General features: G+C 65.2%; 20 protein-coding genes and 1 pseudogene. 7 read left to right on the top strand and 14 right to left on the bottom strand.

The window, feature by feature from the left end; translation table 11 throughout:
* Window positions 1-119: 119 nt before the first annotated feature.
* From VIQ49_RS09955 to VIQ49_RS09970, 4 genes are all read right to left on the bottom strand, one after another.
* The gene (locus VIQ49_RS09955) at window positions 120-1535 is read right to left on the bottom strand and encodes a CitMHS family transporter (protein ID WP_331883893.1); all 1416 of its coding nucleotides are present in this window, start codon (window positions 1533-1535) and stop codon (window positions 120-122) included.
* Between the two features lie 143 nt (window positions 1536-1678).
* Window positions 1679-2311 (bottom strand): TetR/AcrR family transcriptional regulator, encoded by a 633-nt coding sequence (locus tag VIQ49_RS09960; RefSeq protein WP_331883896.1) that lies wholly within the window; start codon window positions 2309-2311, stop codon window positions 1679-1681.
* 18 nt (window positions 2312-2329) lie between these two features.
* Window positions 2330-4150 (bottom strand): hydroxysqualene dehydroxylase, encoded by a 1821-nt coding sequence (locus VIQ49_RS09965; protein WP_331883898.1) that lies wholly within the window; start codon window positions 4148-4150, stop codon window positions 2330-2332.
* A 212-nt stretch (window positions 4151-4362) separates the two neighbouring features.
* Window positions 4363-5649, bottom strand: a complete 1287-nt coding sequence (locus VIQ49_RS09970) for an adenylosuccinate synthase (RefSeq protein WP_331883900.1) — start codon at window positions 5647-5649, stop codon at window positions 4363-4365.
* A 230-nt stretch (window positions 5650-5879) separates the two neighbouring features.
* On the opposite strand from VIQ49_RS09970, the gene VIQ49_RS09975 reads away from it, so the two are divergent.
* Window positions 5880-6554 carry a hypothetical protein gene (locus VIQ49_RS09975; RefSeq protein WP_331883902.1) on the top strand — a complete coding sequence of 225 codons (675 nt, stop codon included), beginning with the start codon at window positions 5880-5882 and terminating at the stop codon, window positions 6552-6554.
* On the top strand, window positions 6551-7339 hold the full coding sequence (locus VIQ49_RS09980; RefSeq protein ID WP_414731610.1) for a site-2 protease family protein: 789 nt from the start codon (window positions 6551-6553) through the stop codon (window positions 7337-7339). The genes VIQ49_RS09975 and VIQ49_RS09980 overlap by 4 nt, the downstream gene beginning before the upstream one ends.
* An 81-nt stretch (window positions 7340-7420) precedes the next feature.
* On the opposite strand, the gene VIQ49_RS09985 is transcribed toward VIQ49_RS09980, so the two are convergent.
* From VIQ49_RS09985 to VIQ49_RS09995, 3 genes are all read right to left on the bottom strand, one after another.
* Window positions 7421-8341, bottom strand: a complete 921-nt coding sequence (locus VIQ49_RS09985; protein WP_331883904.1) for a cation diffusion facilitator family transporter — start codon at window positions 8339-8341, stop codon at window positions 7421-7423.
* Window positions 8342-8427: 86 nt separating this feature from the next.
* Entirely contained in the window at window positions 8428-9531 is a 1104-nt protein-coding gene (locus tag VIQ49_RS09990) for an FUSC family protein (RefSeq protein ID WP_331883963.1), read from the bottom strand.
* Between the two features lie 25 nt (window positions 9532-9556).
* Window positions 9557-9973: a DUF3151 domain-containing protein gene (locus VIQ49_RS09995; protein WP_331883906.1), complete on the bottom strand. Its 417-nt coding sequence runs from the start codon at window positions 9971-9973 to the stop codon at window positions 9557-9559.
* A 163-nt stretch (window positions 9974-10136) separates the two neighbouring features.
* On the opposite strand from VIQ49_RS09995, the gene VIQ49_RS10000 reads away from it, so the two are divergent.
* On the top strand, window positions 10137-11774 hold the full coding sequence (locus tag VIQ49_RS10000; RefSeq protein ID WP_331883909.1) for a hypothetical protein: 1638 nt from the start codon (window positions 10137-10139) through the stop codon (window positions 11772-11774).
* A 54-nt stretch (window positions 11775-11828) separates the two neighbouring features.
* On the top strand, window positions 11829-12383 hold the full coding sequence (locus VIQ49_RS10005) for a hypothetical protein (RefSeq protein WP_331883911.1): 555 nt from the start codon (window positions 11829-11831) through the stop codon (window positions 12381-12383).
* A 23-nt stretch (window positions 12384-12406) separates the two neighbouring features.
* Here VIQ49_RS10005 and fbaA read toward each other — a convergent pair whose 3' ends face one another.
* Window positions 12407-13444: a class II fructose-bisphosphate aldolase gene (gene fbaA / locus VIQ49_RS10010; protein WP_331883914.1), complete on the bottom strand. Its 1038-nt coding sequence runs from the start codon at window positions 13442-13444 to the stop codon at window positions 12407-12409.
* Between the two features lie 125 nt (window positions 13445-13569).
* Between fbaA and VIQ49_RS10015 the strand changes: the two genes are divergently transcribed.
* Window positions 13570-14298, top strand: coding sequence for a VTT domain-containing protein (locus VIQ49_RS10015; protein ID WP_331883916.1), 729 nt, complete (start codon window positions 13570-13572; stop codon window positions 14296-14298).
* Window positions 14299-14370: 72 nt separating this feature from the next.
* Here VIQ49_RS10015 and VIQ49_RS10020 read toward each other — a convergent pair whose 3' ends face one another.
* Window positions 14371-16224: an alpha/beta hydrolase gene (locus VIQ49_RS10020; protein WP_331883918.1), complete on the bottom strand. Its 1854-nt coding sequence runs from the start codon at window positions 16222-16224 to the stop codon at window positions 14371-14373.
* 325 nt (window positions 16225-16549) lie between these two features.
* Between VIQ49_RS10020 and VIQ49_RS10025 the strand changes: the two genes are divergently transcribed.
* Window positions 16550-17365: a tyrosine-protein phosphatase gene (locus VIQ49_RS10025; protein WP_331883920.1), complete on the top strand. Its 816-nt coding sequence runs from the start codon at window positions 16550-16552 to the stop codon at window positions 17363-17365.
* A gap of 12 nt (window positions 17366-17377) precedes the next feature.
* Here the strand turns inward: VIQ49_RS10025 and VIQ49_RS10030 are convergent, their stop codons facing one another.
* A complete protein-coding gene (locus tag VIQ49_RS10030) occupies window positions 17378-17506 on the bottom strand; it encodes an AMP-binding enzyme (RefSeq protein ID WP_414731611.1) in 129 nt (42 codons plus the stop codon).
* Between the two features lie 161 nt (window positions 17507-17667).
* Between VIQ49_RS10030 and VIQ49_RS10035 the strand changes: the two are divergent.
* A pseudogene (locus tag VIQ49_RS10035) lies at window positions 17668-17784 on the top strand (short-chain dehydrogenase); the annotation flags it as partial.
* 121 nt (window positions 17785-17905) lie between these two features.
* Here VIQ49_RS10035 and VIQ49_RS10040 read toward each other — a convergent pair.
* The 4 genes from VIQ49_RS10040 to VIQ49_RS10055 all read right to left on the bottom strand — a co-directional run bounded on the left by VIQ49_RS10040 (window position 17906) and on the right by VIQ49_RS10055 (window position 20620).
* A complete protein-coding gene (locus tag VIQ49_RS10040; protein ID WP_331883922.1) occupies window positions 17906-18565 on the bottom strand; it encodes an RNA methyltransferase in 660 nt (219 codons plus the stop codon).
* Window positions 18566-19132 (bottom strand): orotate phosphoribosyltransferase, encoded by a 567-nt coding sequence (pyrE, locus tag VIQ49_RS10045; RefSeq protein WP_331883924.1) that lies wholly within the window; start codon window positions 19130-19132, stop codon window positions 18566-18568.
* The gene (locus VIQ49_RS10050; RefSeq protein WP_331883926.1) at window positions 19125-20048 is read right to left on the bottom strand and encodes a hypothetical protein; all 924 of its coding nucleotides are present in this window, start codon (window positions 20046-20048) and stop codon (window positions 19125-19127) included. The genes pyrE and VIQ49_RS10050 overlap by 8 nt, the downstream gene beginning before the upstream one ends.
* A gap of 92 nt (window positions 20049-20140) precedes the next feature.
* Entirely contained in the window at window positions 20141-20620 is a 480-nt protein-coding gene (locus VIQ49_RS10055; protein ID WP_331883928.1) for a hypothetical protein, read from the bottom strand.
* Window positions 20621-20661 lie beyond the last annotated feature (41 nt).

Below are 20661 nucleotides of genomic sequence, written 5' to 3' on the forward strand. Positions count from 1 at the left end.
GCAAGGCGGAGGAGGGAGACATAGCGGAGCTATATCGACCGACGACAACGTAGCCAGGCGGCAATCGAACGCCGGAGACTGCAAAAGGACTTTCGACTCGGGGCACTAGTTCCGTGCGATCAGAATGGAATCGATCCCACCGCGACTCCGACCACCAACATCGCCACCGACACCGCCACGGCGCGCCAGAGTACCTTTTTGTGGTGGTCTGCCAGCGAAACTCCCGCGAGGGACACCAGCAACAAGATGGCCGGCACCAGCGGACTCTGCATGTGCACGGTCTGGCCGGTGATCGAGGCCCGCGCCATCTCCGCCGAATCGATGCCGTAGGCCGCGGCCGTCTCCGAGAGGACCGGCAGCACACCGAAGTAGAACGCGTCGTTGCTCATCAGGAACGTCAGCGGCATCGACAGCAGTCCGGTGACCACCGCGAGATGAGGTCCCATCGACTCCGGAAGCGCTGAGGTGAGCCACTGCGCGATCGCCTCGACCATCCCGGTACCAGCGAAGACCCCGGTCAACACGGCCGCGGCAAGGACCATCGCAACCACCGAGACGATGCTGGAGGAGTGGCGTGTGATGGCTTCCTGCTGGCCTTTGACGTGGGGGAAGTTGATGACGAGGGCGATCGCTGCAGCCACCATGAACAGCACGGGTATCGCGATGACATCCATGCCCAGCACCGCGAGCAGACCGACGGTCAGCGCAGCATTGACCCAGAAGAGCTTCGGCCGCAAAGTGGTTCGGCCCGGATCAAGTACTCCGCCGAATGCCGTTCCCCCACCGGACTCATCAGCGCCATTTCCACCCGATCCCGTTCCGGCCTCTGGTCCACCAGCTCCTGTTCCACCAGATCCTGTTCCGCCCGAGACCGTCACCGTGTCACGACTGCCGACGAGAACCGATTCCCGGATCGTGATGGATCCGATCCGACGACGTTCGAGCACACCGAGGTGATAGGCGAACAAGAGCACCATCACCAGGCCCACCACGAGGGACGGGATCATCGGGACAAAGACCTCCGACGGCGAAATCCCCAGCGCCGCAGCAGCACGTGCGGTCGGACCGCCCCACGGCAGGATGTTGAGGGTGCCGTTGGCCAGGCCCGCGGTCACGGTCAGGACCACCGGGCTCACACCGAGTTTGAGGTAGAGCGGAAGCAGCGCGGACGTCACGATGATGAAGGTTGTCGACCCGTCGCCGTCGAGCGAGACCACCATCGCGAGCAACGCGGTCCCGACAACAAGTCTCGCCGGATCTGCCCGCACCGCTCGCACCACACCGCGCACGATGGGGTCGAACAATCCGACATCGATCATGATCCCGAAGTAGATGATCGCGAAGAAGAGCATCGCGGCGGTCGGCGCGAGGTCCTCGATACCGTCGGTGATCATGTCACTGATTCCGAGTCCGGCACCGGCGAACAACCCGAAGGCCACCGGCACCAGGATCAACGCCACCACCGGGGTCGAACGTTTGGTGATGATCAGGACCATGAACGTGGCCACCATCAGGAGGCCCAAGGCTACTAACATGACGACACTGCTCTCGGTTGACCGGCGATGAACGCGGAGTGATCTCCGTTACATCAAGAGTCTTGGCCGCCACGCGATCACAGTCACGCTTGAGTGCGTTAGTCGCGTTTTGCGCATTTTCGAAAGTCGGACGACCACGGCCGTCAAGTGTCGAGCAGGTACTCCGCGGTCAGCTGTTTCCACAGCGGTAGATGCGGATCCTCCAAGGGGTCGCGACGATCGAGCAGATAGGTGACCGCCGCACCCCGCATGCTCGATAGCAGGATCGGATAGAGCTCGCCGTAACGCGGAGCCGAGGTCAGTGCCGGACCGAGAAATGATGCGACCGCCGTACGGACAACGGGGCCGAGTTGTTTCTCGGCCGGCGGCAGCGCACTGCGAAGTCTCGCGTTGGTCCGCGCCGCGGTCCACAATTCCATCGAGGCCACGAAGTAGGGCTGATGGAACGTGGACCATCCGGTGTCGACACCGATCGAGATCCGGTCGATCGGGTCGTCGGGCCAATCGATCGCGATGGGCAGCTCTTCGATCCTGACCACGGCCAGGTGATGCACCGCGGCCATCAGGAGGTCGTCGCGGGACGGAAAGTGGTGCAGGAGTTTGCCACGCGAGACGCCGGCCTCCTCTTGGATCGCCAGCGTGCTGGCGTGCGCATAGCCCTTGGCCACGAGTACATCGATTGCCGCATCGAGGATCTGAGTGCGGCTCCTCGTGCTCTTCGCACTCCGGATGCCGAGTTCGCTTGTGCCGGCAATGGGTTCGGTCCGGCCAGTCATGGCACGATACTAGCGCCATCAGACGTCCATGAAGTGCGGCAGCCCGGCGCGGTAGCGGTCGCGGTCGACCTGCTTGAACGGGTCAAGAATCGGCAGCTCCCACAGCGGATGCACGGGAACCGACGCCGCCCCGCTGTCGGCTGCGGCCAGGATCGCGTTGGCAACCCGCCGACCGGATTCGTTGGCACCCTCCATGGTTGCGAGGTCGATGTTGGTCCGCACGTGGTCGCCGGCGATGAAGAAGTTCCCGATCGCGGTGTCGGCCGTCGGCCGGTTCCGGTAGGAGTCGGCGGTGTTGACCATCAGCGGCGTTGCGTTGGAGACGGTGGGCGACCACGTGATCCCGGGATCGAGGTGCCAGCTCACCAACTCACTGTCGCGCATGATCGCTGTCGCACCACGATTCATCGCACGACTCAACTGAGCCCAGACCTCCCTGGCGATCTCGTCTTTCGTGCACTGCTTCGCAGTCTTCCGGTACAGGATCCCGGGGGTGTCCCAGTCGGAAACGTCGACCGACAGGCAGTCGTGGACCGTGCCGTCGCCGTACTTCCGACCGAAGTCCACCTCCCAGGGCGAGGCCTGGAACAGCCCGGTCAGGGCCCATGGGGTGCCCAGCGCCGCGATGTGGCTGGGCGGAACGTCGGATCGGCGCGACAGGTAGTACTGGATGCCGACCATCCAGTCGTCCTGCAGCGACCGGATACCTTCGAGCTCCGGGGCGGCCGAGAGGATCTGTTGCTGGAGTAGCGGTTTGAGCCGGTCCAGTGGCATCGCTGCGACGTACCAGTCCGCGGTGACCGACGACGCCCCGGCGTCACCACCGACGCGCGCACCGACGATGCGACCGTCGGTGACATCGAATCCGGTTGCCCCTTGCCCCATCACGAACCGCACCCCGCGACTCTTCAGGTATTCGACCCACGGATCGATCCAGGCATGATTGGTGGGAGCGTTGAGGATTCGGTCGACCCCACCGCTGACGAGGGTCGCGTCGTATTGCCCGATCAGCCCGGTGGCCGAGGTGGCCAGCGCCAACCCGATCTGTCCGATCGTGCGTGCCGAGCCCATATCCGGCTTGGCCGCGACGGTCGCTCGCGTGAGCGCACTGACCAGATACTTCTGGTACGAACTCGACTTACCCTTTGCCTTGACGAACTCCATCCACGATTGCTTCTCCCACTGCCCGATCCGGCGCTCTTCGCAGCTCGTGGCGATGATGAGTTCACGGCCTACGAAGTAGGCGAGTTCGGCAGGCGGGATGTCGCCGGTGAGCGTCAGCCCGGTCATCAGGGCGCTGCGCAAGTTCTCCAAATCGGTGACGGCACCGGCATGTTCGATCATCCCCTCGATCGACTGCGGCGCGATCACCGGCGCGTAGCCGGGTTCGTCGAAGACGATGACGGCGCCCTCGACGTTGATCAGGTGGGCATCGCGCACATTCGAGCCGCCGGCAACCGGGATGCGCGACATCGTGTCGGGCACATGCTGATAGCAGCCGGGAAAGAAGCGGAAGCCGTGTTCACCGGGCAAGGCCTGACGGCCGCCGGACACCGGGCCCGGCGCGTCCATACTGCGGGCCTTGCCGCCGAGGTGGGCCGGCTCGTAGACGGTGACAGAGAACCCTCGTTCGATCAGCTCGTGCGCGACGGTCAGGCCGGACATGCCACCACCGAAGACAGCGACCTCCCGCCGCGGCCGGCCGGCCGGTGGCACCCCTGCGGCCTCCGGTCCGACGAACGACGGGATCACCATCGCCGCCCCGGTGACGGTGGCCGCAGCACCGACCCCCTTCAGCAGCGACCGCCGCGACACCCCACTGTTGATCGTCGTGTTCATCCCAACCCCCGTTGATTACAGTCAACACTGACTGCTTGATGTCAGTGATTTGTATCACGCCAAGACTGCGGGTCGGGATGGTTTTCCAGAATCGTCTCAGATCGGGCGGTCCATTGTCACGCCGCGAAACAAAAAGCCGCCGGTCAGCAACATCTGCTGACCGGCGGCCTGGTGTATCTGTGAATCTGTCGACCGAGCTCACGGGCCCCGGATCAGAGGATCTCGCGCCGAACGATCGTCTGATCGCGACCGGGACCGACACCGATGCACGAGATGTGGGCTCCCGAGAGTTCCTCGAGACGCAACACGTAGTCCTGGGCGTTCTTGGGCAGGTCGTCAAAGGTCCGGCAATGCGAGATGTCTTCCCACCAGCCGGGCATCTCCTCGTAGATCGGCTTGGCGTGGTGAAAACCGGTCTGGCTCATCGGCATCTCATCCACCCGCTGTCCATCGACCTCGTAGGCGACACAGATCGGGATGGTGTCGAGGCTGGACAGGACGTCGAGCTTCGTCAGGAAGAAGTCGGTGATTCCGTTGACCCGGGTGGCATACCGCGCGATCACCGCGTCGAACCAGCCACAACGACGGGCGCGCCCGGTGGTCACACCGACCTCGCCGCCGGTCTTGGCCAGATATGCGCCCCACTCGTCGAACAGTTCGGTGGGGAACGGTCCCGATCCCACACGCGTGGTGTACGCCTTGAGGATTCCGAGCACGGTGGTGATGCGGGTGGGGCCGATGCCCGAACCGACCGATGCGCCACCGGATGTCGGGTTCGACGAGGTCACGTACGGGTAGGTGCCGTGGTCGACGTCGAGCAGGGTGCCCTGCGAACCTTCGAGCAGCACGGTCTCGCCGGACTCGAGCGCCTGGTTCAGCAGCAGGCGCGTGTCGGCGATGCGGTGCTTGAAACCGTCGGCCTGGCCCAGGACCTCTTCGACCACCTTCGCCGGTTCGAGCGCACGACGGTTGTAGATCTTGGTGAGGATCTGGTTCTTGATCTCGAGCGCGGCCTCGACCTTCTGGGTCAGGATGCTCTCGTCGAGCACGTCGGCGACACGCACTCCCACGCGGGCGATCTTGTCCTGATAGCAGGGGCCGATACCCCGTCCCGTGGTGCCGATCTTCTTGTTGCCCAGGAACCGTTCGGTCACCTTGTCGATGGCCACGTGGTACGGCATCAGCAGGTGGGCGTCGGCCGAGATCAGCAGGCCGGTGGTGTCGACGTCCCGGTCTTCGAGCCCACTGAGTTCGGTCAGCAGCACCCCGGGATCGACAACAACGCCGTTGCCGATGACGTTCTTGACGCCGGGGGTCAGGATCCCGGACGGGATCAGATGCAGGGCGAAGGTTTCGCCGTTGGGTAGGACGACGGTGTGCCCGGCGTTGTTTCCGCCCTGATACCGCACCACCCACTGCAGGCGACCACCCAAGAGATCGGTGGCTTTACCTTTACCTTCATCGCCCCACTGGGCGCCGATCAGCACGATCGCAGGCATTTACGCGCTCCTTCCGGCCGGCGCACGTCAGATGCGACACCGAACCGTGGGTCAACCCTACTTGGTCGTGACCGGATATCTGCTACCGGACCTCCCCCGCATGTCAGACGGCTCGCAAATCACCCGCGGCCTCCGATCAGTAGGATCGCGGCAGGAAACGCATGCGACAGCAGGCATGCGACAGCAGATGTGGGACACACAGGGGTCCACCGAATGTGAGCGAGGGCCGGGTGCGATCTGCAGAGGTACGGGTGATCGCCGAGGAGTCCGCGCCGGACGAGCTGATCCCCGCAGGCCCGAAGTGCACGCGGACAGTCCGCGAGCGTGGACCGATCATCACCACCCTCACTTCGGTGTTGTCCGATCCCCACGTCAAACGACTGATCGTGGTCGCCGGGCCGGATCTGCCGGACGCGTTCTGCGCCGCGGTCATCGGCCGGTTGATGCTGATGGAGCGGCTCGACGTCGAGGTCGCTCTCGTCCTGCCGTTCGCGACCCCGGCCTCCGGCGTCTACGGACTGCCGACCGGTTCGGCCGCGGCCGTGCTGGCAACGGAGGGATCGGCCGCCGAGGTTCCGCTGATCCGCGACGACATGGCAATCGTCCTGCTCGGCGCGGCCCGGCAGCGCGGCATCGACGGCGACCTGGACGGCGAGAGCTACGTGGACAGCACACTGCTTTTCCGCGGTAAGGCCAAGGCGGTGATCGTCGAACCGATCGCCGAGATGCCCGGTGTGCGGGCACGTCTGGACAAACGTTTCCGTTCGCGCTGGCATGCCGGCCGGGCCGCCCAGACCGGTGCGACGCAGCTGATCGTCGAGCGCGACGGCATCACCGCCCCACGTCCGACAAAACGGTCGACGTTCTACCGCAATCAGCAGAACTGGCATCTGGTGCGGCCGTGACCCCGGGAACCATGGGCGCCGTGGCCCGTGCCGTCCGGCCCGGACCGGTATTCCTCGCCGTTGTCGCGGCCACGGCCATCGGCGCGGTGATCCTGTGGAACGCCGGCGGCGAACGCACACCGACGGCCATCTTCGGCGCGTTGCTGATGGTGATGGGCGGCTGGGTCATCTCGCTGTGCCTGCACGAGTTCGCCCATGCGGTAACCGCATTCAAGTTCGGCGACCACGGAGCCGAACTGCGGGGTTATCTGACGCTCAATCCCCTCAAGTACGCACATCCGGGGCTGTCACTGGTCTTGCCGCTGCTGTTCATCATCTTGGGCGGCATCGGTTTTCCCGGTGGCGCGGTGTACGTCAACCAGTCGGGATTCACGAAAGCCCAACGCAGCGGAGTCTCGGCCGCGGGACCGTTGACGAACATCGTGCTGGGCGGGGTTCTGCTGGTGGTGATCGGCAGCCAGGATCTGTTCGCGCTGCTGCCCGAGCTCAACTTCTGGTCGGCGCTGTCGATGCTGGCCGTCCTCCAGATCACCGCTGCCCTGCTGAATCTGCTCCCGATCCCCGGCCTCGACGGTTACGGGATCATCGAGCCGCACCTGTCCGACCAGACGAGACGTTCGGTGGAACCGATTGCGCCGTACGGGTTTCTACTGATCTTCGTCCTGCTGTTCATCCCTACACTGAACCGGATCTTCTTCGACATCGTCTACGGGATCTTCGAATTGGGCGGCGCAGACCGAGCATTGGCCTCATGGGGCTGGCAGCTCTTCGTCTTCTGGCGGTAGCGACTCCCAATTCTGGTGGCTTTTGGCGCCGCTCACCTGGGTTTTGCTCACCAATAGCCACCAAAACCGGACGTTCCGGGGCTACCAGGTGATCTTCTTGTGGCAGTCCTCCTGCATGCCGGCCGGGTCGACCTGAATCGTGGCGTGGTCGAGCCCGTGGGCTTCGAGTACTTCGCGTGCCGCCACCAGGACGGCGGCGTTGTCGGAGGTGGCGGTCACGTGCACGGTCGCCACATCCATGCCGGTTGTCAAGGTCCACACGTGCAGGTCGTGGACGTCGGTGACACCGTCGATGTCGACGAGTTCTCCCCGGATCCTGTCCACGTCAACATGTTGCGGCGCCTGCTGCGCCAGGATGCGCAGGGCATCGAGGGCCAGCCGAACTGCCCGCGGCGCCACCCAGAGCGCGATCAGGACGGCGACGACGAGGTCGGCGTACGGCCAGTTCGTGGTCATCGTGACGATGCCGGCGATCAGGACGCCCACCGAACCCACCGCGTCGGCGAGGACTTCCATGTACGCACCCCGCACCGCGATGCTCCCCTTGGAGTCACTGCGGAGCAGCAGCATCACAACGATGTTGGCGGCCAGGCCGACCAGGGCGACGATCACCAGCGTCAGGCCGGGGACGTGCGGATCGGTTCCGATGCGCTCGATGGCCTCGTAGAGGACGTAGGCCGCGACACCCAGGAGCAGGATTGCGTTGGCGATGGCGGTGAACACCTCGGCGCGATGCCAGCCGAACGTCTTCACGTCGTCTGCAGCGCCGTGGCGGGCCAGCAGGAGTGCCCCGAGTCCCATCAGCATCGCAACGACATCGGTGAGCATGTGCCCGGCATCGGCTATCAGTGCCAGCGAGTTCACCATCACGCCGACGGTGATCTCCAGGACGAAGAACACCGAGATGATGACGGCGCCGACGACCATGGGCCAGATCCTGCGTTGCTGCCCCGGCATCGCAGGTGCGTGGCCATGGCCGGAATGGCTGTGCGAGTGGCCCACGAAAGGTCCCTCCAGTCGACGAATGCGGCTTGATCAGCCGAATCCCAATATATGCACGATCATGCATGTGTTGCAAGCGCGGGAGATCACCGCAAGGTGGCGAGGGCCGACACCCGCGTCAGACCGCAGACCATCAACAGATCGACCAGAGTCGACCTGACCTGCGCCAGGATCACGGTCTCGGTGAGCCCACTGTCGGCGACCAGACCTTTGCCCGACCGCCTGGCGATGCTCCGCAGTACCCGCGCTCCCTCGGCCTGATCCGGCGACTGTCCCGGATCGGCGAGCATCATGTCGTTGAGCACGTAACAGGCGTGTCCGAGGTCGGCCACCAACTCGATGATCTGGGGTTGGATCCGATCGTCGTTGTCGACGGCCCCGGCGGCACGACGGGCAAGCACCCGGACATTGCGGACCGCGTTGTCGAGTGGGTCGGCCACCGCCGCCACCCGATCGAAACGGGAATGATTTGCCCAGTGCAGCGGTGAGATCTTGCTGATCTCCTCACCCCCGGAGATGTCCGACCGCATCTCGTCGATTCCGGACTGGGTTCCGCGTGCACGTTCGAGTGCCGACCGCACACGATCGGTGTCCATCGCGCGCAGACCGGCTGCAACGTCCGACAGGACATCGGCGGTCGTGGCGAGCACGGCGGCGGCGTCGCTGCGGGCCCGCAACACCGGATGTGTCGGCATCAACGCGATGACAGCGATCGCCACCACTCCACCGGTGAACGCGTCGATCATCCGGTTGAATCCTTCGATTCCGCCGGGCGGCAGCAGGGTTGCGACCAACACCGCGGAACTCGCCGCCTGCATGGGAACCAGCGGACCCTTGTCGAGAAGGACTGCCGCCGACATCGCGATTGCGACAACGACCATGATCTGCCACGTGCCCGACCCGATCACCGAGATGATGAGGTCGCCGACCGCGACTCCCACGGTGACACCGAAGGCCACCTCGAGCGCACGACGCTGTCGTCGGCCCGCCGACAGGCCCAGCGAGATGACCGCGGCGATCGGCGCGAAGAACGGCTGCTTGTGCCCGAAGACCTCGGTGGCGATCAACCACGCCAGACCCGCGCCCAACGCACATTGCAGCACCGGCACGATCGACACCCGCAAGCGGTGCAGGGGCGCGCGAAGGCGTGCGGGGACCCGACTGCGATCGATCCGGATCCGGTCGATCAGCCGACGCCCCCGCTTGCCGTCATGGTCAGGCGAGCCCGAGCTCGCCGGCGGCTGCGGGGTCACTGTCGTTCAGCAGGTCGAGACAACGGAGGTACTCGTCTTCCTCGCCGATCGTCTGTGCCGCGCGGGCCAGGACTCCGACGCAACGCAGGAATCCCTGGTTCGGCTCGTGGCGCCACGGCACCGGACCGAATCCCTTCCACCCGTGGCGGCGCAGCTGGTCGAGTCCGCGGTGATAGCCGGTGCGCGCATAGGCGTAGGCGGTGATGGTTGCGCCCTCGTTGATGGATGCCTCGGCCAGATAGGCCCAGGCGATCGAGGCGGTGGGATGCGCTGCGGCGACGGCGGCCGGATCGGCCCCGTTCAACAGGTCCGATTCTGCCTCGTCATCTCCGGTCAACAGGGTGGGTTGGGGGCCGAGAAGATCTCCGAACGACGTCATCGCTTCATTGTCGCAGCTCTGCTTCAGAACCGGTCGACCCGTCCACCTCCCTGCCGGTTCGATAGGGTGGGCGCAGCGCTGCGCGGGGGTATTTCGTGATCCAGTTGTCGACCGGCCTCTGCGCGCTGAAATCAGTTGTCGGTCTAGGGACAGGGCTGGGTGGATGTCACATCCTGACGATGAGGGTAATTCTTTTGTGAACCGGACGTTTTCGACGTTCCGGAAACGTCGCGAGGAGCGGTACGAACCGGTGGCACCGACCGAGCCACCGAACCGCCTCGAGCGACGCCCGCAGCAGGTCGATCAGCCACCGGCCGAGCCTGCCGTCGAGTCGACTGTCGCTCCTTCGCAGGACACCCCCGACACCCCCGCCCCTTCGCACGACACCGACGCCGGGCTCACCAAGCCGATCTCGACGCAACAGGCAGAAGCCCCGGCGGAGGTGACGAACACCGGGACTCCCGAGGCGCAATCAGCAGACACCGAAACGCCGGCTGCGGACGACACCGAACCGGTCGCCACCGAAACCCCGGCCGCAGAAAACCCGGCCGACGAACCAGCCACCGCCGAAGCCACCGAAGCCGGCGCGGACGAAACCCCTGGCACCGACGATCCGGCCGAAGCCGCCACGCCGGCAGTCGAGGACAACGTGGTCCGTGACGACGTGACCCCAGACGAGGTCGTCCCCGACAGAGTGGCCGACAACCAGGCGGTCGGGGCCGACGTCGCCGAAGCCGAAGTCGCCGAGGCCGAGCCGGTCAACGAGGTTCCAGACCCCGTGGCGTCCGACATCGACGCTCCCGGAACCGACGCCGACGGACACAAAGCTCCAGAGGATGACTCGTTCGCGCCTGAAGCTGCTGCGGCGGCCGCCGCCGCCGCGGAAGCATCTGATGCCGACGCCCCCGACACCGAGGCACCCGAGACCGACGCCCCGGAGACGCCGGCACTCGATGCCCAGGCTCCCGCGACAGAGAACGCCGGGACCGAGAACGCCGATGCCGCGGCCACCGCCGGAGTGGCTCAGCCCGTCGCCGAGGACCCGGCACCCACGCCTGCGCCCACCCCGGAGTTCAGCGACGAGGCCACCACCCGCTTCGCTGCGGTGACGCCCGGCCCGCCGCCCGCGGTCGTCGCACCCGCAGGGTCACCCGCCGACGACAGGGCAACCGAACGGATCGACACCGGATCGGACGCCACCACCGAGAAGATCAACATCGGCAAGGTCGCTCCCGTGGCCGCGGCGGCAGCGACGCCTCCCCCAGCCCGGCCTGGCGGCAACTGGAAAGCCGAACCGGCTGCGCCGCAATACATTCCAGCTGGCGGCAATCCGCAAACTCGACCACCGGAAAGCACACCCAAGAAATCCCGGAAGGGACTCTGGATCTCACTGGTCGCACTCCTGGTGATCATCGCGGCAGTGGTCGTGGCGTTCGTCCTGGTGGCCGGTGGCGACGACGCCGACGCACCACCGGCCGACGTCGCCGCCGATCGCGCACTCGAATACGTCACCGCATTGCAGGACGGCAACATCGTCGTGCTTCGCGAGATCACCTGTGGTGAGGCGCAGCAGCGATTCACCACGATGTCGGACTCGGAGTTCGCCGCGGACCACCGTGCGCAGGAGGCCAACAACGAGCTCGTCGGAGTCGACGGGGTCAAGGCTTCGAAGATCGTCGACGACGGCAACAGCGCGGTGGTCGAAGTGATCGCCTACAAGACCGCAACACCCGACGAGAAACTCGATGTGGCATTGACGCTGAGCAAGATCGACGGCGAGTGGAAGGTCTGCAAGGGCTGATGGCTCCGGTGAACGTCCGCACACCTTCCGCCCCGCGAAGCTAGGCTTCCTCAGGTGCCCTCATCACCAGATCGGCCATCGGTACATACGCCCGCCGACCACCACGTGGTGAACGCTCCGACCGCTGCCATGCCATCGGCTGCCGGTCAGCCCGGGCGCACGGACGTGGACAACTCCCACGCCACCACCGCCCCGGTTCCCGCAGCCCCAGCCATCCCGAGGCGTCGGATACAACTGCCACCGACTCCGAACCTCGCACCGAATCCGGCCGCGACAGCCCGGTTCCCCGGACCACCGACGGCGGCGCCGCGCCCCGGCGCCTATTCCCCACCGCCCGCCTATTCGGCGACGCCCTATCCGGCCCAGCCCAATCACGCCCGGCCCGGTTACTCCCGGCCCGAGCCCACACCGGCATATCTCGCCCAGCCGTATCCGGGCGGTCGACCGAACCCACCGTCGGCCTATCGGCCAACCGGCGTCGAACCCGCTGCGGTTCGGATGACCACAACGACGCAGCGGCCGCACCGCCGGGTGGATACCTCGGTCGTGTGTGCAGCCGCTGCGTTGGTCTTGCTGGCGCTCGCAGTCCTTGTCGGACTGATGCTCTGATCGCCGGGTGAAGCCGGGGTGTGTCAGCCCAGGATCGACTTGCCCGTCGACTTGAGGTCGTTGCAGGCCTCGACAACACGCTCGCTCATCGACGCTTCTGCCTTCTTCAGGTAGTTGCGCGGGTCGTAGACCTTTTTGTTGCCGACCTCGCCGTCGACCTTCAGGACGCCGTCGTAATTCGCGAACATGTGACCGGCGATCGGGCGGGTGAACGCGTACTGGGTGTCGGTGTCGACGTTCATCTTGATGACGCCGTAGCTCAGAGACTCCTCGATCTCGCTCTTGAGCGAGCCCGATCCGCCGTGAAAGACGAAGTCGAACGGCTTGGCGTCGTCGGACAGACCGAGCTTCTTGACGGCGACTTCCTGACCGGTCTTGAGGACCTCGGGACGCAGCTTGACGTTGCCGGGCTTGTAGACACCGTGGACGTTGCCGAACGTCGCGGCCAGCAGGTAGCGGCTGCCGGTGTCGCCGGCGCCGAGTGCCTCGATGGTGGCCTCGAAATCTTCGGCGGTGGTGAACAGTTTGTCGTTGATCTCGTTCTCGACACCGTCTTCTTCACCACCGACAACGCCGATCTCGATCTCGAGGACGATCTTTGCGGCGGCGGCCTTTGCGAGCAGTTCCTTGGCGATTTCCAGGTTCTCCTCGAGCGGCACCGCGCTGCCGTCCCACATGTGCGACTGGAACAGCGGGTTCTGGCCGGCGTCCACCCGTGCCTGTGAGATCTCGATCAGCGGGCGGACGTAGGTGTCGAGCTTGTCCTTGGGGCAGTGGTCGGTGTGCAGCGCGACCAGCACGTTGTACTTCTCGGCGACAACGTGAGCGAACTCGGCGAGCGCAACGGCGCCGGTGACCATGTCCTTGATGCCCAGGCCCGAACCGAACTCGGCACCACCGGTCGAGAACTGGATGATTCCGTCACTGCCGGCGTCGGCGAATCCCTTGATCGCGGCATTGATGCTGTTCGACGAGGTGCAGTTGATCGCGGGGAAGGCGAACCCGCCTTCTTTCGCCGCGTTGAGCATCTGCGCATATTGTTCGGGGGTTGCGATGGGCATAGGTCCTCCAGAGCTGCAGTTTCGATTATGTCTCGGGACAAGTATGTCAAGTGCACGCCTGCCCTGCCGCTCCCGGACCCGCCGGATTGAGTTCAGCCGACGATCACCCGGTACGCTTGGCTTCTGTGATCGAGACTCTTCTTGCCCAGACCACCACCGAAGTGGCCCTGTTGCCTGGGTTCCTGGACCCGGTCAACCTGCTCAACTCGTTCGGGACATGGATGTTGGGCGGATTGCTCCTCGTCGTGTTCATCGAATCGGGGCTGCTGTTCCCGCTGCTGCCGGGCGACTCACTTCTGTTCACCGCCGGCCTGATCGTGGCCGCAAAATCCGATGAGATCGAGCCGTTTGCCCCGCTCTGGGTGCTGCTGGTCACCATCCCCATCGCCGCATTCCTCGGCGACCAGGTGGGTTACTTCCTCGGCAACCGCTTCGGTTATTCGCTCTTCAAAACCGATGCGAGGGTCCTGAAGAAGAAGTACATCGACGAAGCCCACGAGTTCTTCGAGAAGCACGGTCCCATCACCATCGTCCTGGCCCGTTTTGTCCCGATCGTGCGCACCTTCGCGCCGCTGGTGGCCGGCGCCGCGCGGATGCGCTACTCGACGTTCCTCCTCTACAACATCGTCGGCGCGATCTTGTGGGGTGTGGGTGTGACCCTGCTCGGCTTCTGGCTCGGACAGATCTCGTTCATCCAGGACAACATCGACTACATCTTCTTGCTCATCGTGTTCGTCTCGGTGCTGCCGATCCTCAGCGAGATCTACAAGCGCTGGCGCCGGCGTGACGTCAAAGAGCCGGCCGCCGATCCGACCGCCGATCCGGCGACCGAACCCTTCGACACCACTCGCTGACCGGGTCTGCTCAGCACGGTCCCTGTCGTCCCCCTCACGGGTCACCGAGGGCATATTGCCCTCAGGTACTGCTCAGGGGGACGCCTGGTCACCGGCTTCGAAGATCCGGTCCGAGAGTTCCTGATCGTTCAGGTCGAGGATCTGGTTCCAGAAGTACACGGCTTCGGGGCCGTATGAGTGCCCGTGGCCGTTCGGTACATCGGTCGAGAACACCTGGTCGAGGGTGACCTGCCAGAACGTCACGAACGGAATCCATGTCATGCCCTTGTCGACATCATCCCCGCGTGGTTCCTCGAGCCAATCGGGCTTGTGCAGCAACAGATCCGGTGACCACCACACGATGGGGTCGCTGGGGTGCTGCCAGTAGACGATCCGCGGCGTCTCCCACGGCCCCAACTGCGGCGGATTCAGATCGTCGGGTGATGAGGCGAACCGTACGTTCTGCCCGCCGTAGATAACGGGCTGGATCTCGGGGCTGCCGGGATCACGAGAATCGGTGATCTGCCGCCACTGTTCGGTGAAGTTGGGGGTTCCGACAAACAGCGCGCCATCAGTTCGGGCGAGCATGTCCTGAGCGCCGGAGAACGCATCCTGTCCACCGTAGGATCCGAGCGATTCTCCGAACACCAGGAGTTTTGGCCGATCGTTCTCGGGAAAACTGCTCCAGCGCTCGTATACCGCCTCGAACAAGGCCCGGCCGGCCAGACGCGGCGTTTCGCGGTCCGCGATGAACGCCAGTGGGCTGGGCAGGAAGGAGTACTGCATGGCTGCGATCGCCGAGTTGCCACCCGCGAGGTATTCCAGTGAAGACGCGACATCCTGATTGACCCAGCCTCGTCCGGTGGTGGTGACCACGGCGAGGTACTCGCGGCTGAATGCGTCGGTTCGATCCAGTTCGGCCACCACACCTTCGGCGAGTGCGTTCACCGTCGCCTGGCCCTCTTCGAATCCGCTGTCGTCAACCGATGCGCGACCGGCGTACACCCGGATCGGCGCCTGCGCCGGCTGTCCGGTCACCTCGGCGATCTGCTGCTGACGCGGCCCACCGTCCACAAAGGTCCGCCCCTCGCGGCCCAACGAGTCCCAGGTCTCCAACGATTCGGGGGAACCCGAACGCTCGGGCTCGGTCGGCTGCACCACGCCGTCCGCGGTGCCCTCGTCCGCCACCTTGGCCGACCCATTGGCGATGCGGGTGACACCGGTGGTCACCAGACCGTCGACCGCGAGGAGGAACACCACCGCGACCACCGCGACGCTGATCCCGATCGCCACCGGGCCGGGGAGGAATCGGCCGACCAGTCGATTGAAGAGGTGTGCCAGCGCACGGAGACCACGGCCGAGGTACAGACAGACAAAAAAGACCACGAGACCAACAAAGAACACTCCGATGTAGTCCCAGTTGCTGCCGGGCTCGATCCCGACCAGTTCGCGGGTGATGTCCTGCCACCACGAGCCCAGGAAAATGAAGAGGGGCAACACGATCAGCGCGGCCAGCGCCATCCCATACCACCCGATGCGCTTCCACTGCGGCGACCACTCGCGGGTCAGGCCGCACTTGCGGAAGATCCAGACGAACAGAACTCCGATGCCGTAGCCGATCGCCACGCTGATACCGGTCGCGACCGCCTGTAGGTTCCACTGACGCGGCAGGAGCGAGGGTGACATCGACCAGGCGTAGAAGACCAGCCCGACCACCAGTCCGACGGGCTCGAACTTGCTGAGCCACCCCCGAATTCGATGAAACCTCTCCTTCTGTGGTTCCTCGCCGCCGGCCTGGCCCGGGGACGGGGAGTCGTCCGAGGGCTCAACTGCGTGCTCTCGGTCAGCCGCTTCGGCGTCGGTCGAAGCCCTCTTGTTGACGTCGACGTCGGTCGGATCGTCGCCGGATGACGCCCGGGTCGACGACTGCTCGGGAAACTCGTTCATCTCCGTCTTTTCTCAGGTGCGCCCCTGATTGATCAAGTCCCAACAGACCTGCAGGTGACGCGCACACCCACAACCGGAATCGTCGTGGGTCCGCATCAGGTCACGACGATCCGAAGTCATTCAAACAGGCTGGGCAAAACCGCAGCGGGTAAGGGTGCGAGCGCATACACAATGATCCACCCGCCCCGCCGAACCCGGCTAGTGTCGATCAGCGAAGGTCCCGATCGTCGCCGGATCCGGCGTCGGCACCTTACGGGTAACAAGAATCCCGTCCCCGGTCTCGGGCAGTGAGCCAGAGGCGAACTACGTATGCAGGAGTTACGACATGACCGACACCACGGCGGGTCATCCTTTGACGGTCGCAGGCGTTCCCAATCTGCGTGATCTCGGCGGCTGGACAACAACCGGCGGCGCTCGGGTGAGACCTTCGACCGTCTACCGCTCCACCGAGTTGTATCGCCTCGGCGACAGTGGGCGGCCCGCTTTCGATCGGCTCGGAATCAGGACTGTCTACGACTTGCGCACGGCGGCAGAACGGTCCGCTGCGCCGGACCCACATCTGGACGGGGTGATCGGTCTGCCCCTCGACGTGCTCGCAGACTCGTCCACGGCGGTGCCGGCCAACCTGGGGTCGTTGTTCACCGACGCCTCGGCGGTGACCGAACTCAGCGAACGCCTTCGCGACGGACAAGGGTTTCGCCTGATGGCCGACACCTATCGCCAGATCGTGACGTTGCCCAGCGCGGTGACGGCGTACAAGGCACTGTTCCTCGGTCTGGCCGGCGCCGAGCAACGCCCCGCGCTGTTTCACTGCACCACGGGCAAGGACCGGACCGGTTGGGCGGCAGCATCACTGCTCACGCTTCTCGGTGTCGCCGAGGAGGATGTGTACCGGGACTACCTGCTCACCAACGATCAGCTGCTGCCTGCGCTGCATCCGGCATTCGCCAAGTTCGAGGAAGCCGGCGGTGACCCCGAGGTCCTGCCGCCGGTGCTCGGGGTCGACAAGGCCTATCTCGATGCCGCTTTCGACGAGATGCGCAGCGAATACGGTGACATCGAGGGCTACTTCATGAAGGGATTGGGCATCGACGAGGCAACCCTGCGGTCTCTACGCTCCGACCTCACCGAATCACCCTGACCGAGTTCGGGGTCAGCCGACGAGCTGATCCTTCAGGTCGCGCTTGACGAGTTTGCCGGTGGGTGTCCGCGGCAGGCTGTCGACGAACACAACCCGGCGGGGAACCTTGAACCTGGCCAGCCGGGAACCGGTGAACTGCAACAGTTCTCGCAGACCTGGGTACCTACCATCCGGCCGAGTTGAGCAACGTCTTCGCCTTCGACCACCTGGTGCATCTGAGTTCGGACCTGCTGAAGCCGTACGGCCCGCTCGACCGCTCTCCTGTCCCGACGGACGCCGACCGCATCGAACCGGCCCTCGACTGGGCGATGACGCCGACCGAGCTCGCGAAATCGGTTGTCTACGTAATTGATCAGCCGTGGGGCATCAGCATCAGCGACATCACCGTGCGCGCCAGCGGCGACGACTACATCTACTGAGTCCGCCTGCCCTACTGAGTCGAGGCCCGGATCGGCCCTGAAAACTGGTGAACAGCGGGGCGCCGAGGGATATTCGGCCATAGCTCCTCACTATTGTGCTGATCTCAGGGCCGGTTTCCGTTCACCACGCCTGGTCGAGATCGGCGTGCCGGCTGATCCAGGCATGCATGGCAATACCGGCCGCAACACCGGCGTTGATGGATCGGGTCGATCCGAATTGTGCGATCGACACGGTCAGGTCGGCCTGCTCCTGCGCATCGGCACTGACACCGGGCCCTTCTTGACCGAACAGCAGCACACATTCCCGTGGTAGGTCAGCCGTTTCGAGCGGGACGGAGCCCGGGGTGTTGTCGACGGCAACCACCGACAGCCCGTTCTCGCGAGCCCAGACCATCAAATCGTGTACCGACTCATGGTGCAGCACATGCTGATAACGGTCCGTCACCATCGCGCCGCGCCGGTTCCACCGGCGCCGTCCGACGATGTGAACGGCTTCGGCCATGAACGCGTTGGCCGTTCGGACCACCGTGCCGATGTTGCCGTCATGACCGAAGTTCTCGATGGCCACATGAAACGGATGCCGGCGGGTGTCCAGATCGGCAACAATCGCCTCGCGCGTCCAATAGCGGTACGCGTCAACCACATTGCGCCGATCACCGGCGGCGAGCAATTCCGGGTCGTAACGCGGATCCGCGGGTGGTTCGGTGCCGTGTTCGTCGGTCCAGGGGCCGACTCCGACTTGCGGTTCGCCCCACTCCGTCGGGCCGGCTTCCTCGGTCACTCAGGCCAGACCGATGTCACTAAGACCCAGGAGCGACCGGTATTCCACACCCTCGGCGCCGATGATCGCGTCGGCGCCGGTGTTGCGGTCGACCACGGTCGCCACACCCACCACGATCGCGCCCGCGTCGCGCAGTGCGCGGACGGCGGTCAGCGGCGAGTTGCCGGTGGTGGTCGTGTCTTCCACAACCAGCACCCGCTGCCCTACGATGTCGGGGCCTTCGATCTGTCGTTGCATGCCATGCGCTTTGGCAGACTTGCGGACCACAAATGAATTGATGGGACGGCCGGCGGCATGCATGATCGCGGTGGCCACCGGGTCTGCGCCCAGCGTGAGTCCGCCGGCCGCAACGTAATCCCAGTCGGCGGTCAGCTCACGCAGGAGAGCGCCGATGAGCGGGGAGGCCTCGTGGTGCAGGGTGGCGCGGCGCAGATCGACGTAGTAGTCGGCTTCGGCACCGGACGACAGCGTGACCTTGCCGTGCACCACCGCAAGCTCTTTCACCAACTCGGCCAACCGCTGGCGCCCACCGGCGGGAACGATCACGGGGGCGGCAGGGTCAGTCAACGGGTCCTCCAGGTCGGCGGGGTGCGGTTCCGGGTGGGCCCGGCTGGCGAGGGATCCGGCCCGACGATCGGACCGGTGGGACCGGGCTGCGGCCGGTCTGGTCGCCGCCGACCGGGGGTACCGACGGACGGCGGATCGGAGCGGAGTCACGGGCACGAGTTCCGCTGTCGGGGCCGGACGGCCGTACCGGCGGCCGCTGCGGGAGGTCTTCCCGTCGGATGCTCTCGGTGCGCGGCTCGGCGAGGCCACGACGTGAACGTCCGGTGGGGCTGGACGGATCGCGCGGGTCGGGTGCGCCCTGCGGATCGACCACCGGCGGGAGCACCCGCAGCAGATCGGTGAAGCGGCGCACGGTTTCCAGTGCGGTGTCGAGCCGGTCGGGATCGTTCGTGAGGGGCATCGATCCCAGCGACCAGGCGCCTTCGTTCCACAGGATCTGGATGTAGTCCGGTGCGTTGGTGGCCAGCGCCACCATCCGGCGGTCGCACACCCGCCGCGCCACGTCGAGGTGGCTCGAGAACATCACGCGCCTGCCCATCGCACCGAGTAGCTCGACATCGGGTTCGGCGGGGGCGAGGGTCTTTTCGTGCCGCACGTCGATGATCACGTTGGACGCCGTGGTCCTCCGGATCGCGACGATGGTGGCGGTCTCGGCGAGATCGAAGACAAGCGTCTCCTCGCCGTAGTACGTGCCGTATGCGACATCGAGGACCTCGATGTGGTCCTCGACGTCCATTGCGGCCCGCACGAACTCGGTTTTGAGGTCGGGATCGGTTGCGCGGTATGTGAACCCGTGCGCATCGCCCCAGATGGCACGTTCCTGACGGACGCCGGTGGTGCGTTTGCGATCGAGCCACAGCAGAGCGAGGGCACCGGCGAGCGCCACGGCGGCGATCAAGAAGTAGACGGCAGTCATCACGGCTCAGCTTACCGTGGTGTCTGTGATTGACCTGCGAACGGATGACCAATTGCCCGCGGTGTCCGGGGACGGGTGAGCGGCCGGACGGGTCAGTTGTCGGGGATCGACGACGATACGCGCCCGTCGACGATGAGGTCAACGGTGGTGGCGGTGTCGCTCTCGATCACTCTGACCACGACCAGGTCGCCCGTTGTGAGGTCCGCTACCTCGTTGCCCTTGGCCGATTCCACGTGGGTGTCGGGGCTCAGGGTCAGTTGGTGTTTGCGGCCGTCCGGGGTGTGGACCGACAAGACGTCGGTACCGATCTTGTCGATCGTGCACAGCATGATCTTCGACCGCACGGTGTCGAGCTGCTCGGGCACCTCATCGGATTCCGGCGTGACGTCGTCGGCGGCCAGTCCCGCCTGATTCGGGGGAATGTAAGTGAATTCCGCTGCGGATTGCCCGGTGTCATCATCGCGCTGGGCACCCAGATGGACACAATAGGCCAACGCCACGCCGGCGACGGCCAGCCCGGCAATACACAACAACGTCACGACGATCGTCGAGCGCGGTCGGATTTCAGGCACGTGTCCGAAGATAGAAGCCAAGTCTGAGATCCGACTGTGAA

Origin of the sequence: Williamsia sp. (assembly GCF_036566845.1) — a bacterium.
Lineage (GTDB): Bacteria > Actinomycetota > Actinomycetes > Mycobacteriales > Mycobacteriaceae > Williamsia.